Genomic DNA, 14,145 nt, shown 5'->3' with positions numbered 1-14,145 from the left:
AGGCCCGCCGGTTCAACCGTGCGGGCCTTTGTAGTGTCCGGGCCGGACTCAGTGCTTGCTGTCCTGGGCGGAGAGCGCCAGCAGTTGCTTTTCCTGGTTCCAGTCGAACGGTTCATCATTCTGCTCGGCCTCGTAGCGACGCTCTTCGAGCGCCTGGTACAGGTCGATTTCCTCGTCGGGCATGTAGTGCAGGCAATCCCCAGCAAAGAACCACAGCAGGTCGCGCGGTACCAGATGGGCGACCTGTGGATAACGCTGCATCACCTGGCACAGCAGATCCTGGCCCAGGTACTGGCTTTCGATCGGGTCGATCGGCAGCGAGGCGCGCAGTTCGTCGAAGCGTTCCAGGAACAAGGCATGGCTTTCTTCGGGAACCTGCTCGGCTTCACCCACGGCGACCAGGATACTGCGCAAATGGTCGAGCAGGACGAGATGATCGGCGACGACGTTGGACATGACATGAGTCCTCAACAGCAAAACGGGCGCGGGAGTATATAGCTCCCGCGCCCGGTTTCATAATCCGCCTGACGGTCCTGCGCCTTAGCGGGTTTTCCCTTCGCTCAGGGTCAGCTCTTCCTTGGCAAAATCATCGACATCGATGACTTTGCGGCGGGCGGCTTCAGCCTCGCGCAGGGTCTGGGCTTCCACCGGTTGCAACACGCCGGCCTCCAGCGCGGCGTCGATGGCATGTTCACCGGCCACCGGTTTGACCTGGCCACTTTTCAGCGCCTCGTGCAGTTTTTTCTGCAGCGGGTGACTGGCGCTCAACAAGTCGAAGGCGTGTTGCAGGGCGCCGACCGGGTCCTGCGTCGATTGTGGGCGGTAGCAGCCGGCCAGCAGCTCTTCCAGGGTCGGGTCGCCCTTGGCCCGGCCGATGATTGCGGCGACCTCGGCGTCCAGCTGGTCGGACGGACCTTTGTGACGGCGGCCGAACGGGAATACCACCACCCGCAGCAGGCAACCCAGCACCCGGTTCGGGAAGTTCTCGAGCAGTTCGTCCAGGGCTCGTTCCGACTGGCCGAGGCTTTCTTCCATGGCCCAGGTGAACAACGGCCGCAGATGCTCCGGCGAGTCCAGGTCGTGGTAGCGCTTGAGTGCGGCGGAAGCGAGGTACATATGGCTGAGCACATCGCCGAGGCGTGCTGACAGGCGTTCGCGACGCTTCAGCTCGCCGCCCAGCAACATCATGCTCAGGTCGGCCAGCATGGCGAAGGCCGCGGCCTGGCGGTTGAGCGCGCGGAAATAACCTTGGCTGAGCTTGTCCCCCGGCGCCTGTTCGAAGTGCCCCAGGCCCAGGTTCAGCACCAGGGTGCTGGCCGCGTTGCCCACGGCAAAACCGATGTGCTTGAGCAGCAGGCCGTCGAATTCGACCAGCGCCTGATCGTGGTCTTCGCGACCGGCCAGGGCCATTTCCTTGAGCACGAACGGATGGCAGCGAATGGCGCCCTGGCCGAAGATCATCAGGTTGCGCGAGAGTATGTTCGCGCCTTCCACGGTGATGAAGATCGGCGCGCCTTGCCAGCTGCGGCCCAGGTAGTTGTTCGGGCCCATGATGATGGCCTTGCCGCCGTGCACGTCCATGGCGTGGCCGATGCATTCGCGACCGCGTTCGGTCAGGTGGTACTTGAGAATCGCCGACAGCACCGAAGGCTTTTCCCCCAGATCGACCGCATTGGCCGTGAGCATGCGCGCGCTGTCCATCAGCCAGGCGTTGCCGCCGATGCGGGCCAGGGCTTCCTGGATGCCTTCGAAGGCATTGAGCGGGACGTTGAACTGCTCACGCACCTGGGCATACTGGCCGGTCACCAGGCTGGTGAACTTGGCCGCGCCAGTGCCGACGGCCGGCAGGGAAATGGAGCGGCCGACCGACAGGCAGTTCATCAGCATCATCCAGCCTTTGCCGAGCATTTCCTGGCCGCCGATAAGGAAGTCCAGGGGAATGAACACGTCCTTGCCGGAGTTCGGACCGTTCATGAAGGCAGCGCCGAGCGGCAGGTGGCGACGGCCGATCTCCACGCCGGGGGTGTCGGTCGGAATCAGCGCCAGGCTGATCCCCAGGTCTTCATCGTCACCCAGCAGATGGTCCGGGTCGTAGGCCTTGAAGGCCAGGCCGAGGAGCGTGGCGACCGGGCCCAGGGTGATGTAGCGCTTTTCCCAGTTCAGGCGCAGGCCGAGGGTTTCCTCGCCTTGCCATTGGCCTTTGCAGATCACCCCGGTATCGGGCATGGCGCCGGCGTCGGAACCGGCCAGCGGGCCGGTGAGGGCGAAACAGGGAATATCGTCGCCACGGGCCAGCCGCGGCAGGTAGTGGTTACGCTGTTCGTCAGTACCGTAATGCAGCAGCAGCTCGGCCGGGCCGAGGGAGTTGGGGACCATCACGGTGGACGCCAGGTCGCCGCTGCGGGTCGCCAGTTTCATCGCCACCTGTGAGTGGGCATAGGCGGAGAAGCCCTTGCCACCGAACTCCTTGGGGATGATCAGGGCAAAGAAACCGTGTTGCTTGATGTGCTCCCAGGCCGCAGGCGGCAGGTCCATGGACTGGCCGATCTGCCAGTCGCTGACCATGGCGCACAGCTCTTCGGTGGGGCCGTCGATGAAGGCCTGTTCCTCTTCGCTCAGTTGCGCTTTCGGGTAGGCCAGCAGCTTGTCCCAGTCCGGACGGCCGCTGAACAGTTCACCGTCCCACCAGACCGTGCCGGCATCGATGGCGTCGCGTTCGGTTTGCGACATCGGTGGCAGGACTTTCTGGAACCAACTGAACAGCGGGGCGCTGAAGTACTTGCGGCGCAGGTCGGGCAGTAGCAAGGGCGCTGCCACCGCGGCCAGCAATACCCAGAAGATCAGCAGCAGCCAGCCCGGTGCACGGCTGAAGGCGCCCATGGCCAGCAGGTAGACGGCCACCACACCCAGGGCGGGCAGGGGCGCAATGCGGCGGTGGGCCAGGTAGGCAATACCGACCAGCAGAACCAGTATCCACAACAACAGCATATTTAATCCTCCGTGAAACCAGGGGCAAAATCACCCACAGAGCTTAGTCGGCATCCGACAAAAGGGGTGACAGGGCAGTGCGCTTGCAGCGGTAAGAAGAAGCGGACGCAGTGCGTCAGGCATCGGGTCAGCAACGTGTCGATCTTGTCAGGCTCGAAGCGGCAGCCTCTGATATTTGGCCGAAACGTCGTTATCGCTGGGAGGAGGCCGTCGTTAGACTCGGGACTTCACTCGGAGATCATCCCCATGCACGAGTACCTGAGTCCCAGCCGCTTCATCGATAGTGACCACCCCGCGGTGGTGGAGTTCGCGGAAACTCATCGTGGCGCCAGCAGCGATCCGCTGGAGCAGGCGGTGAACCTCTATTACGCGGTGCGCGAGGCCGTGCGCTACAACCCCTACACCTTCAGTCGCGACCCCGAGACCCTGCGTGGCAGCCATGCCCTGGCTACCGGCGAAAGTTACTGCGTGCCCAAGGCCACCCTGCTTGCCGGCTGCGCGCGGCATTGCGGGATCGCCGCGCGGATCGGCCTGGCGGACGTGCGCAATCACTTGTCGACCCCGCGTTTGCTGGAGTTGCTGCGCAGTGATGTGTTTGCCATGCACGGCTATACCGAGCTGTACTTGCAAGGACGCTGGGTCAAGGCCACGCCGGCGTTCAACCGGAAACTCTGCGAGATGTACGATGTGGCGCCCCTGGAGTTCGATGGCCGCCACGACAGCGTATTCCACCCCTTCAACCGCCAGGGCGAGCAGATGATGGAATACGTGCTGGACCACGGACAATTCGCCGACGTCCCCGAGACCTTCTTCTTCAAACACCTGGAAAAGTGTTATCCGCATCTGTTCGCCGAGCAGATGCCGTTGCTGCTGGGCGACATGCAGAGTGATTTGAGTCAGGTCTGATCCGGCGTAGACTGCCTCGGCATTCATCACTGAGGAGCGGTCATGCTGAAGATCTGGGGTCGGAAAAACTCGTCGAATGTCAGGAAAGCATTGTGGTGCGCCGAAGAGCTCGGGCTGACCTACGAGGCGGTGGATGCCGGTGGTGCCTTCGGTGTGGTGGATACCCCGGAATATCGGGCGATGAATCCCAATGGGCGGATTCCGCTGATCGAGGACGACGGCTTTGTGCTGTGGGAGTCCAACGCCATCGTGCGTTATCTCGCCGCGCGCCATGCCGCCGGCACGGCCTGGTACCCGAGCGATGTACAGGTGCGGGCTTCGGCCGAGAAGTGGATGGACTGGACCACCTCGACCTTCGCCGAACCCTTCCGGCACCTGTTCTGGGGTGTGCTGCGCACGCCGGCCCACCAGCAGGACTGGGACAAGATCAATGCCGCGCTGAACAGCTGCGGCGAACTGCTGGCCGTGGTCGACCAGGCCCTGGCCGAACATCCCTACCTGTCCGGCGAGGAAATCGGCATCGGCGATATCCCTCTGGGCAGCTTCATTTATGCCTGGTTCGAAATGCCTATCGAACGCCCGCAATTGTCTAATCTGCAAGCCTGGTACGCTCGCCTGCAACAGCGTCCGGCCTACCGCAAGGCGGTGATGACCGCGTTGACTTAATACTGACTATCAATACGGGTGACTGTACTTGTGCGGCGTCGGCAAGCACCATTGGGTGTATCCGGCGCCGTTGCAATGCAGGCGGTCCGCCCTTACCTATAATGTTCTCCCTTCTTGGTGCGTAAATCCGATATGAGTTCCGCTCTGTCCATCCGGCAGCTAACCAAAACCTACGGCAACGGTTTCCAGGCCCTGAGTGGTATCGATCTGGATGTCGCCGAAGGTGACTTCTTCGCCTTGCTCGGCCCTAACGGTGCCGGCAAATCCACCACCATCGGCATCCTCTCGACCCTGGTCAACAAGACCAGCGGCACGGTGAATGTCTTCGGCCATGACCTGGACCGCGAGCCCGCCGCGCTCAAGCGCTGCATCGGCGTGGTGCCACAGGAATTCAATTTCAACCAGTTCGAGAAGACCTTCGACATCGTGGTGACCCAGGCCGGTTACTACGGTATCCCGACCAAGGTCGCCAAGGAGCGGGCCGAGCAGTACCTGACCCAGCTCGGCTTGTGGGACAAGCGCGATGTGCCGTCGCGCTCGCTGTCCGGCGGCATGAAGCGCCGCCTGATGATTGCCCGCGCCCTGGTGCACGAGCCGCGCCTGTTGATCCTCGACGAACCGACTGCCGGCGTGGACATCGAGCTGCGGCGTTCGATGTGGACCTTCCTCACCGAGCTGAACCAGAAAGGCATCACCATCATCCTCACCACCCATTACCTGGAGGAGGCTGAGCAGCTGTGCCGCAATATCGGCATCATCGACCACGGCACCATCGTCGAGAACACCAGCATGCGTCAGTTGCTCAGCCAGCTGCATGTGGAAACCTTCCTGCTCGACCTGAAGACCGACCTGAAGGTGGCGCCGCAACTGATCGGTTATCCAAGCAAACTGCTGGACAGCCACACCCTGGAAGTCCAGGTCGACAAAGCCGTGGGCATCACCGCGCTGTTCAGCCAGTTGGCCCAGCAGAACATCGAAGTGCTGAGCCTGCGTAACAAAACCAATCGCCTTGAGGAGCTGTTCGTGTCCCTGGTGGAGAAAAACCTGTCGAAGGTGGCGGTATGAGTTCCGAGCTACGGCCCAACCTTGTCGCGCTCAACACTATCGTCTATCGCGAAGTCCGGCGTTTTACCCGGATCTGGCCGCAGACCCTGCTGCCGCCGGCGATCACCATGGTTCTGTACTTCGTGATCTTCGGTAACCTGATCGGTCGGCAGATCGGCGACATGGGTGGTTTCACCTACATGGAGTACATCGTGCCGGGCCTGATCATGATGTCGGTGATCACCAACTCCTACGGCAACGTGGTCTCGAGTTTCTTCGGCAGCAAGTTCCAGCGCTCCATCGAGGAGTTGATGGTGTCGCCGGTGTCGCCGCACACCATCCTCATCGGCTACACCCTGGGCGGTGTCCTGCGGGGGCTGGCGGTGGGAGTGATCGTGACCCTGCTGTCGCTGTTCTTCACCCACCTGCAGGTGCATCACCTGGGCATCACCTTGCTGGTGGTGGTCCTCACCGCGACGATCTTTTCCCTGTTGGGCTTTATCAACGCAGTGTTCGCGCGCAATTTCGACGATATCTCGATCATCCCGACCTTCGTGCTGACCCCGCTGACCTACCTGGGCGGGGTGTTCTACTCCATCACCCTGCTGCCACCGTTCTGGCAGACGGTGTCGCTGGCCAACCCTGTGCTGCATATGGTCAACGCCTTCCGTTTCGGCATCCTTGGGGTTTCCGACATCCAGATCAGCGTGGCCATTACCTTCATGCTGGTGGCGACCGTGGTCCTGTACTTCGGTTGTGCCCGTCTGCTGGTCAGCGGTCGCGGCATGCGCCAGTAAGCCTGCGCAGAAACGACAACGGCCTCCCTCGGGAGGCCGTTTGCGTTTCTACAGCCGGCTCTGCTTGCGGCGGCGCCATTGCCGGCTGACCCACCAGCGCCAGTACAGCATGGTCAGGCAATAGGCGAGGGCGCCCAGCACCAGGCCGGCCACCAGCGAGCCCAGCAGGAAGGGTTGCCAGAGGGTCGAGAGTTCGCCGCTGATCCATTCCCAGGTCAGTTCGTCGGGCAGGGTCCGGGCGGGTACGTTCATCAACCAGGCACCGATCTGATAGGTGCAGAAGAACACCGGTGGCATGGTGATCGGATTGGTCAGCCAGACCAGGCTCACGGCAATTGGCATGTTGCCGCGCACGGAAATGGCCAGCACGGCTGCCAGCAGCATTTGCGCCGGGATCGGCATAAAGGCCGCGAACAAACCGACCGCCATGGCGCGCGCCACGGAGTGCCGGTTGAGGTGCCAGAGGTTGGGGTCATGCAGCAACGTGCCAAGAAAGCGTAAGGACTTGTGTTCCCTGATGCTGGTCGGATCTGGCATGTAACGTTTGAATAGGCGCCGGGGCATAAGGCTTCTCGGTCAGTTCAAGCGGCAAGTATGCCCGGATTCTAGAAGGCGCCCATTCAGACTTTGTGACAAATGATAAAGCCGGCCCCCGGTCCGCTGAGCTAAGCCAAGGAGTGGCAACACTCAAAAACTGCTCAAGGACGGGCTTATGCGCACAGGGATGCTGGCGTTGGCGGCGGGGCTTTTATGCCTGCGCTTTTTGCCGGCGCTACCAGCGATCGGATGGCTGGCAGTGCTGCCGGTAGTGGCCTTGATGCTGTTGCCGTTTCGCACCTATCCATTGGCCCTTTTTCTGTTGGGCCTGGCGTGGGCCTGCATCAGCGCGCAATGGGCGCTGGATGATCGTTTGGCGGAACCGCTCGACGGGCAGACTCGCTGGCTCGAAGGTCGAGTGGTGGGGTTGCCGCAGCAGGCCGAGGGGCTGGTGCGTTTCGAGCTGGAAGACGGGCGGGCGCGGCGCGGCCGGATCCCGCAACGCCTGCGCCTGGCCTGGTATGGCGGGCCGCCGGTGCACAGCGGCGAACGCTGGCGCCTGGCGGTGAAGCTCAAGCGACCTGCCGGCCTGGTCAATCTGCAAGCCTTCGATCACGAGGCCTGGCTGCTGGCCCAGCGCATCGGCGCCACGGGCATGGTCAAGGATGGGCAACTGCTGGTTGCCGCGGAGGGTGGCTGGCGCGCGCGCATTCGCCAGCGCTTGCTGCAAGTCGATGCCCACGGGCGCGCCGGCGGCCTGGCGGCCCTGGTGCTGGGCGATGGTTCGGGCTTGAGCCAGGAAGACTGGCGTGTCTTGCAAGACACCGGGACCGTGCACCTGATGGTGATTTCCGGGCAGCACATCAGCTTGCTGGCCGCGGTGATGTACGCCCTGGTGGCGGGGCTGGCCCGTTACGGCCTGTGGCCCGGACGCTGGCCCTGGCTGCCCTGGGCCTGCGGGCTGGCATTCGCCTCGGCCCTGGGGTACGGGTTGCTGGCGGGGTTCGATGTGCCGGTGCGCCGTGCCTGTGTGATGGTGGCCCTGGTGCTGATCTGGCGCCTGCGCTTTCGCCACCTGGGCGCCTGGTGGCCGTTCCTGCTGGCATTGAATGCGGTGTTGTTGTTCGAGCCGCTGGCCAGTCTGCAGCCGGGGTTCTGGCTGTCCTTTACCGCGGTGGCGGTATTGATCCTGATCTTTGGCGGGCGCCTGGGAGGCTGGCGCTGGTGGCAGTCCTGGACCCGTATTCAATGGTTGATCGCCATCGGCCTGTGCCCGGTGCTGCTGGCGCTGGGGTTGCCCATCAGTCTCAGCGGGCCGCTGGCCAATCTGCTGGCGGAACCCTGGATCAGCCTGCTGGTGCTGCCGCCGGCGTTGCTCGGCACCTTGTTGCTGGCGGTGCCTTACCTGGGCGAAGGCTTGCTCTGGCTGGCCGGTGGTTTGCTGGACCTGCTGTTCCGCGGCCTGACCCTGCTGGCTGCCCAGTGGCCGGCGTGGATAGCGCCGGCCATACCGCTCTGGGCCTGGAGCATCAGCGCGCTGGGAGCCTTGCTGTTGTTGCTGCCTGCGGGCGTGCCGCTGCGTCCCTTGGGCTGGCCGATGCTGCTGTTGGTGGTGTTCCCGCCGAAAAACACGCTGCCATATGGCGAGGCGGAAGTCTGGCAGCTGGATGTCGGGCAGGGCCTGGCGGTGCTGGTACGGACTCGCGAGCACGCGATGCTGTATGACGCCGGTCCGCGTTTGGGGGACTCCGACCTGGGCGCGCGGGTGGTGCTGCCGTCCTTGCGCAAGCTGGGCGTCGCGCACCTCGACCTGATGCTGCTCAGCCACGCCGATGCCGATCATGCCGGTGGCGCCGAGGCCATTCAGCGCGGCTTGCCGGTGGCCAGGCTGGTCAGCGGCGATCCCGAGGGTTTGCCGGCATATTTGCCGGCAGAGCCTTGCGCCAGCGGCGAGCAGTGGCAATGGGACGGGGTGCGTTTTTCCCTGTGGCAATGGGCAGGTGCGCAGAACGGTAACCAGAAGTCCTGTGTGATGCAGGTCGAGGCCCAGGGCGAGCGTTTGCTGCTGACGGGGGATATCGATGCCCAGGCCGAACGCGCCTTGCTGGATACCCCGCTGGCCGTCGAGACCCACTGGTTGCAGGCGCCGCACCACGGCAGCCGCAGCTCGTCGTCCGCGGCCCTGCTCAAGGCCCTTGCACCTTCGGCGGTGCTGATCTCCCGTGGGCACGGCAATGGGTTTGGGCATCCGCACCCGCAGGTCGTCGAACGTTATCGCCAGCAAGGGACTGCCATTTACGACAGTGCGGAGCAGGGAGCGCTGCGGCTGATGCTGGGCACTTACACCGAACCGACGAGCCTGCGGGCGCAGCGGCGCTTTTGGCGCAAATGGCCACTATCTCCTTAAATAACCGAGAGTTATTAAAGCCTGAAGGCATGCGACATCAGGTTCTTCGGTGCATTCGGCCCCTATGTTAGAGTGGCGCACTTTTTCGAGGGGACTGTCACTGTGTGGGAATTGGTCAAATCCGGCGGCTGGATGATGTTGCCGATCATTCTGAGTTCCATTGTCGCGGTCGGCATCATTGCCGAGCGTCTGTGGACCCTGCGGGCCAGCCGCGTCACCCCGCCTCATCTGCTGGGCCAGGTGTGGCGCTGGATCAAGGACAAACAGCTGAACAAGGACAAGCTCAAGGAACTGCGCGCCCATTCGCCCTTGGGCGAGATCCTGGCCGCCGGCCTGGCTAACTCCAAGCATGGCCGCGAGGTCATGAAAGAGTGCATCGAGGAAGCCGCCGCCCGGGTCATCCACGAACTGGAGCGCTACCTCAATGCCCTCGGCACCATCGCCGCCATGGCCCCGCTGCTGGGCTTGCTGGGTACGGTGCTGGGCATGATCGATATTTTCAGCTCGTTCATGGGCTCGGGGATGACCACCAATGCCGCGGTGCTGGCCGGTGGTATTTCCAAGGCGTTGATCACCACCGCGTCCGGCCTGATGGTCGGTATTCCGGCAGTGTTCTTCCACCGTTTCCTGCAACGCCGGGTCGATGAGCTGGTGGTTGGCATGGAGCAGGAAGCCATCAAACTGGTCGAAGTGGTGCAGGGTGACCGCGACGTCGATCTGGCCGAGGGCAAAGCGTGAAATTCCGCCGCAAGCCACGGGAAACCATCGATATCAACCTCGCGTCGTTGATCGACGTGGTGTTTATCCTGCTGCTGTTTTTCGTCGTGACCACCACCTTTACCCGGGAAACCCAGTTGCGCGTCGAGTTGCCGGAGGCCGTCAGCGGCTCGCCGGCCGAAGACCAGCAGACCAAGCAACTGGATATCGCTATCAGCGCCGACGGGGTGTTTTCGGTGAACAACCAGGTGCTGCCCAAGAGCGACCTGGCCAGCCTGATCGAAGCCTTGCAGAAGGAGTCGGCGGGCGACACCAACCTGCCGCTGTCCATCAGTGCCGACGGCAAGGCCCAGCACCAGGCCGTCATTACCGCGATGGACGCCGCCGGCAAGCTCGGTTTCAGCCATCTGCGCATGACCACCGTCGAGGCGGCGCCAGCACCCTGATGGCCATGTCCGATCGCTTGCTCGCTGCCTGGTACAACGGCCATCCCGCGCTGAAACTGCTGCAGCCCCTGGAGTGGCTCTATCGCCGGGTGGTGGTGCGCAAGCGCGAACGCTTCCTGGCCGGTGAGGGCAATGTTTACCAGCCGCCGGTGCCGCTGGTGGTGGTCGGCAATATCACCGTGGGCGGTACCGGCAAGACGCCGCTGATCCTGTGGCTGATCGAGCATTGCCAGCGCAGCGGGCTGCGGGTCGGCGTGGTCAGCCGTGGTTACGGCGCCAAGCCGCCGCAGTGGCCATGGCGGGTCGCCGCCGAGCAGAGCGCCGCTGTCGCCGGCGACGAGCCTTTACTGATCGTCCAGCGCAGCGGCGTGCCGCTGATGATCGACCCCGATCGCAGTCGTGCCGTGCGAGCCCTGCTGGCCGCCGAGCCGCTGGACCTGATTCTCTCCGACGACGGCATGCAGCATTACCGCATGGCCCGCGACCTCGAACTGGTGCTGATCGACGCCGCGCGCGGGCTGGGCAACTGGCGTTGCCTGCCGGCCGGGCCGCTGCGCGAGCCGGTCGAGCGCCTGCAAAGCGTCGACGCAGTGCTCTACAACGGCGCCAGCGACGATCGCGAGGATGGCTTCGCCTTTCGCCTGGTGCCCACCGCCCTGGTCAATCTGCAAAGCGGCGAGCGCCGCGGGCTTGAGCACTTCGCGCCGGGGCAGGCATTGCACGCGGTGGCCGGTATCGGCAATCCGCAACGTTTCTTCACTACCCTTGAAACGCTACACTGGCAGCCTGTCCCGCATGCTTTCGCCGACCACGCCGAATACAGCGCGCAGGCGCTGAGTTTCACCCCGGCGCTGCCGCTGGTCATGACCGAAAAGGATGCGGTGAAGTGCCGTGCCTTCGCGGCTCCCGACTGGTGGTACCTGGCGGTGGATGCTGTGCCATCCCCGGCCTTCGTGGCCTGGTTCGATACGCAGCTGATGCGCCTGTTGCCCGCTCGTCTTCTGCCTTAACGCTTCTATCCAGGGAATTCTCATGGACACCAAATTGCTCGATATCCTCGCTTGCCCGATCTGCAAGGGACCGCTCAAGCTTAGCGCCGACAAGACCGAGCTGATCAGCAAGGGCGCCGGCCTGGCCTATCCGATTCGCGATGGCATCCCAGTCATGCTGGAAAGCGAAGCCCGCACCCTCAGCACCGACGAGCGCCTGGATAAATGACCACAGCCTTTACCGTTGTCATTCCAGCTCGATTCGCCTCCACCCGCCTGCCGGGTAAACCGCTGCAGATGATCGCCGGCAAGCCGATGATCCAGCACGTCTGGGAACAGGCCTGCAAGAGCGCCGCCCAGCGTGTGGTGGTAGCGACTGACGACGCGCGAATCGTCGAAGCCTGCCAGGGCTTCGGCGCCGAAGCGGTGTTGACCCGCGAGGACCACAACTCCGGGACCGATCGCCTGGCGGAAGTCGCCAGCCAGCTGGGTCTGGCCGCGGATGCCATCGTGGTCAATGTCCAGGGCGACGAGCCGTTGATCCCGCCGGCGGTGATCGACCAGGTGGCCGCCAACCTGGCTGCCCACACCGAAGCGAGCATGGCCACCCTGGCCGAGCCGATCGAGGACGTCGAGACCCTGTTCAACCCGAACGTGGTCAAGGTGGTCAGCGACATCAATGGTCTGGCCCTGACCTTCAGCCGCGCCACCTTGCCGTGGGCGCGCGACGCCTTTGCGAAGAATCGCGACCTGCTGCCGGAAGGCGTGCCTTATCGCCGCCATATCGGCATCTATGCCTACCGCGCCGGTTTCCTGCATGACTTCGTCAACTGGGGCCCGTGCTGGCTGGAGAACACCGAGTCGCTGGAGCAGTTGCGGGCCTTGTGGCACGGCGTGCGTATCCATGTCGCCGATGCCCTGGAAGCGCCGCCTGGTGGTGTCGATACTGCCGAAGACCTTGAGCGCGTTCGTCGCCTGCTGGAGGCCTGATGCGGGTTCTGTTTGTCTGCCTGGGCAATATCTGCCGTTCGCCGACGGCGGAGGGCGTATTGCGCCACAAGTTGCGCGAAGCGGGGCTGGCCGATCGGGTCGAAGTCGCGTCCGCGGGGACCGGCGAATGGCACATCGGCAAGGCGCCGGACAAGCGCAGCCAGCGCGCGGCGCTGTTGCGCGGCTACGACCTGTCGGCCCAGCGCGCGCAGCAAGTCAGCAGCGCGGACTTTGCTCGCTACGACCTGATCCTGGCCATGGACGAGAGCAACCTGCGCAACCTCAAGGCGTTGCAGCCGGCCCAGGGCAAGGCCGAGCTGGACCTGTTCCTGCGCCGCTACGAGGCGGCGGTGGACGAGGTACCGGATCCTTACTACGACGGTGAGCAAGGTTTCGAACAGGTGCTGGACCTGATCGAGTACGCCAGCGACCGGCTGGTGATCGAGCTGAAGGGGCGGCTATGAGCTTGCATCTGCAGTCCCAGGTTTCCCTCAAGCCTTTCAACACCTTCGGCGTCGATGTGCGCGCGCAGCTGTTCGCCGAGGCCCACAGCGACGCCGACGTGCGTGAGGCGTTGGCCTGTTCGGCGCAGCATCGACTGCCGCTGCTGGTGATTGGCGGCGGCAGCAACCTGCTGCTGACCGCGGATATTCCAGCGCTGGTCTTGCGCATGAGTACCCGCGGTATTCGTCTGCTGAGCGACGATGGCCAGCAGGTAGTAGTCGAAGCCGAAGCGGGTGAAACCTGGCATCCCTTCGTGCAGTGGACCTTGCAACAGGGCTTGTCCGGCCTGGAAAACCTCAGCCTGATTCCGGGGACTGTGGGCGCCGCACCGATGCAGAACATCGGTGCCTACGGGGTTGAGATCAAGGATGTGTTCGCCGGCCTCACCGCACTGGATCGGCAGAGCGGCGAGTTGCGCGATTTCAGCCTGGAAGAATGTCAGTTCGCCTACCGCGACAGCCTGTTCAAGCAAGAGGCCGGCCGCTGGCTGATTCTGCGGGTGCGTTTTGCCCTGGCCCGCAGCGAGCATCTGCATCTGGAATATGGCCCGGTGCGCCAGCGCTTGAGCGAGCAGGGCATCGAGCAGCCGACGGCCAGCGATGTCAGTCGCGCCATTTGCAGCATCCGCAGCGAAAAACTGCCGGACCCGGCGGTACTGGGCAATGCCGGCAGTTTCTTCAAGAACCCGGTGGTGTCCGCTGCGCTGGCGGCGGAGATCAGGCAGCGGCATGTGGGGCTGGTAGGTTATCCACAGGCGGACGGGCAGGTGAAGCTGGCCGCTGGCTGGTTGATCGAGCAGGCGGGCTGGAAAGGGTTTCGCGATGGCGATGCCGGGGTGCATCGCTTGCAGTCGCTGGTGCTGGTCAACTATGGCGGTGCCACGGGCTTGCAGCTGCTGAGCCTGGCGCGAAGGATCCAGCAGGATATTGCCGAGCGCTTCCATGTTCAGCTGGAGATGGAGCCCAATCTCTACTGAGCTTGTTGAGCTAAGCTCAAGACGCGCCAGCAAAGCCTTGCACGGGTTCACACCCTGCAAGGCTTTTTTGTTAATTGCGGCTTAACTTAGCCTGCTAACAATGCAACTATTTGTACCCCCAAAGGCCCGGTGAAGACTCCCCGTCTTCATAAGAGAGCCCATTAGCCTGAGTCGATCT

General features: G+C 63.5%; 15 protein-coding genes. 12 read left to right on the top strand and 3 right to left on the bottom strand.

Annotated elements, in window-relative coordinates; genetic code table 11:
* Positions 1 to 48: 48 nt before the first annotated feature.
* Both AC07Y9_RS02025 and AC07Y9_RS02020 read right to left on the bottom strand, forming a co-directional pair.
* Positions 49 to 456 (bottom strand): PA2817 family protein, encoded by a 408-nt coding sequence (locus tag AC07Y9_RS02025; RefSeq protein ID WP_007931642.1) that lies wholly within the window; start codon positions 454 to 456, stop codon positions 49 to 51.
* 84 nt (positions 457 to 540) lie between these two features.
* The gene (locus AC07Y9_RS02020; RefSeq protein ID WP_102678422.1) at positions 541 to 2,988 is read right to left on the bottom strand and encodes an acyl-CoA dehydrogenase; all 2,448 of its coding nucleotides are present in this window, start codon (positions 2,986 to 2,988) and stop codon (positions 541 to 543) included.
* 246 nt (positions 2,989 to 3,234) lie between these two features.
* Here AC07Y9_RS02020 and AC07Y9_RS02015 point away from each other — a divergent pair, with 246 nt between their 5' ends.
* The 4 genes from AC07Y9_RS02015 (at position 3,235) to AC07Y9_RS02000 (ending at position 6,401) form a co-directional block, all read left to right on the top strand.
* Positions 3,235 to 3,894, top strand: coding sequence for a transglutaminase-like domain-containing protein (locus AC07Y9_RS02015; RefSeq protein ID WP_007931646.1), 660 nt, complete (start codon positions 3,235 to 3,237; stop codon positions 3,892 to 3,894).
* 42 nt (positions 3,895 to 3,936) lie between these two features.
* Complete coding sequence (locus AC07Y9_RS02010) at positions 3,937 to 4,560, top strand: glutathione S-transferase family protein (protein ID WP_102678421.1); 624 nt, start codon at positions 3,937 to 3,939, stop codon at positions 4,558 to 4,560.
* A 132-nt stretch (positions 4,561 to 4,692) separates the two neighbouring features.
* Positions 4,693 to 5,625 (top strand): ABC transporter ATP-binding protein, encoded by a 933-nt coding sequence (locus tag AC07Y9_RS02005; RefSeq protein ID WP_007931649.1) that lies wholly within the window; start codon positions 4,693 to 4,695, stop codon positions 5,623 to 5,625.
* Positions 5,622 to 6,401 carry an ABC transporter permease gene (locus tag AC07Y9_RS02000; protein WP_007931651.1) on the top strand — a complete coding sequence of 260 codons (780 nt, stop codon included), beginning with the start codon at positions 5,622 to 5,624 and terminating at the stop codon, positions 6,399 to 6,401. The genes AC07Y9_RS02005 and AC07Y9_RS02000 overlap by 4 nt, the downstream gene beginning before the upstream one ends.
* A 48-nt stretch (positions 6,402 to 6,449) precedes the next feature.
* Here AC07Y9_RS02000 and AC07Y9_RS01995 read toward each other — a convergent pair whose 3' ends face one another.
* Positions 6,450 to 6,965: a DUF2062 domain-containing protein gene (locus tag AC07Y9_RS01995; protein WP_007931653.1), complete on the bottom strand. Its 516-nt coding sequence runs from the start codon at positions 6,963 to 6,965 to the stop codon at positions 6,450 to 6,452.
* A 148-nt stretch (positions 6,966 to 7,113) separates the two neighbouring features.
* Here AC07Y9_RS01995 and AC07Y9_RS01990 point away from each other — a divergent pair, with 148 nt between their 5' ends.
* From AC07Y9_RS01990 to murB, 8 genes are all read left to right on the top strand, one after another.
* Positions 7,114 to 9,345 (top strand): DNA internalization-related competence protein ComEC/Rec2, encoded by a 2,232-nt coding sequence (locus tag AC07Y9_RS01990; RefSeq protein WP_102678420.1) that lies wholly within the window; start codon positions 7,114 to 7,116, stop codon positions 9,343 to 9,345.
* 102 nt (positions 9,346 to 9,447) lie between these two features.
* Positions 9,448 to 10,083 carry a MotA/TolQ/ExbB proton channel family protein gene (locus tag AC07Y9_RS01985; RefSeq protein WP_173679740.1) on the top strand — a complete coding sequence of 212 codons (636 nt, stop codon included), beginning with the start codon at positions 9,448 to 9,450 and terminating at the stop codon, positions 10,081 to 10,083.
* Positions 10,080 to 10,508, top strand: coding sequence for an ExbD/TolR family protein (locus AC07Y9_RS01980; RefSeq protein ID WP_007931660.1), 429 nt, complete (start codon positions 10,080 to 10,082; stop codon positions 10,506 to 10,508). Before AC07Y9_RS01985 ends, AC07Y9_RS01980 begins: the two co-directional genes overlap by 4 nt.
* Positions 10,508 to 11,518 carry a tetraacyldisaccharide 4'-kinase gene (lpxK, locus tag AC07Y9_RS01975; protein WP_102678419.1) on the top strand — a complete coding sequence of 337 codons (1,011 nt, stop codon included), beginning with the start codon at positions 10,508 to 10,510 and terminating at the stop codon, positions 11,516 to 11,518. The genes AC07Y9_RS01980 and lpxK overlap by 1 nt, the downstream gene beginning before the upstream one ends.
* Before the next feature lie 22 nt (positions 11,519 to 11,540).
* Positions 11,541 to 11,726 (top strand): Trm112 family protein, encoded by a 186-nt coding sequence (locus AC07Y9_RS01970; RefSeq protein WP_007931663.1) that lies wholly within the window; start codon positions 11,541 to 11,543, stop codon positions 11,724 to 11,726.
* Positions 11,723 to 12,487: a 3-deoxy-manno-octulosonate cytidylyltransferase gene (gene kdsB / locus AC07Y9_RS01965; RefSeq protein ID WP_102678418.1), complete on the top strand. Its 765-nt coding sequence runs from the start codon at positions 11,723 to 11,725 to the stop codon at positions 12,485 to 12,487. Before AC07Y9_RS01970 ends, kdsB begins: the two co-directional genes overlap by 4 nt.
* Positions 12,487 to 12,951: a low molecular weight protein-tyrosine-phosphatase gene (locus tag AC07Y9_RS01960; protein WP_007931667.1), complete on the top strand. Its 465-nt coding sequence runs from the start codon at positions 12,487 to 12,489 to the stop codon at positions 12,949 to 12,951. The genes kdsB and AC07Y9_RS01960 overlap by 1 nt, the downstream gene beginning before the upstream one ends.
* Complete coding sequence (murB, locus tag AC07Y9_RS01955; RefSeq protein ID WP_102678417.1) at positions 12,948 to 13,967, top strand: UDP-N-acetylmuramate dehydrogenase; 1,020 nt, start codon at positions 12,948 to 12,950, stop codon at positions 13,965 to 13,967. Before AC07Y9_RS01960 ends, murB begins: the two co-directional genes overlap by 4 nt.
* Positions 13,968 to 14,145 lie beyond the last annotated feature (178 nt).

Source organism: Pseudomonas sp. GW456-L12, from assembly GCF_059424045.1.
This window is presented reverse-complemented; position numbering and strand designations above follow the sequence as displayed.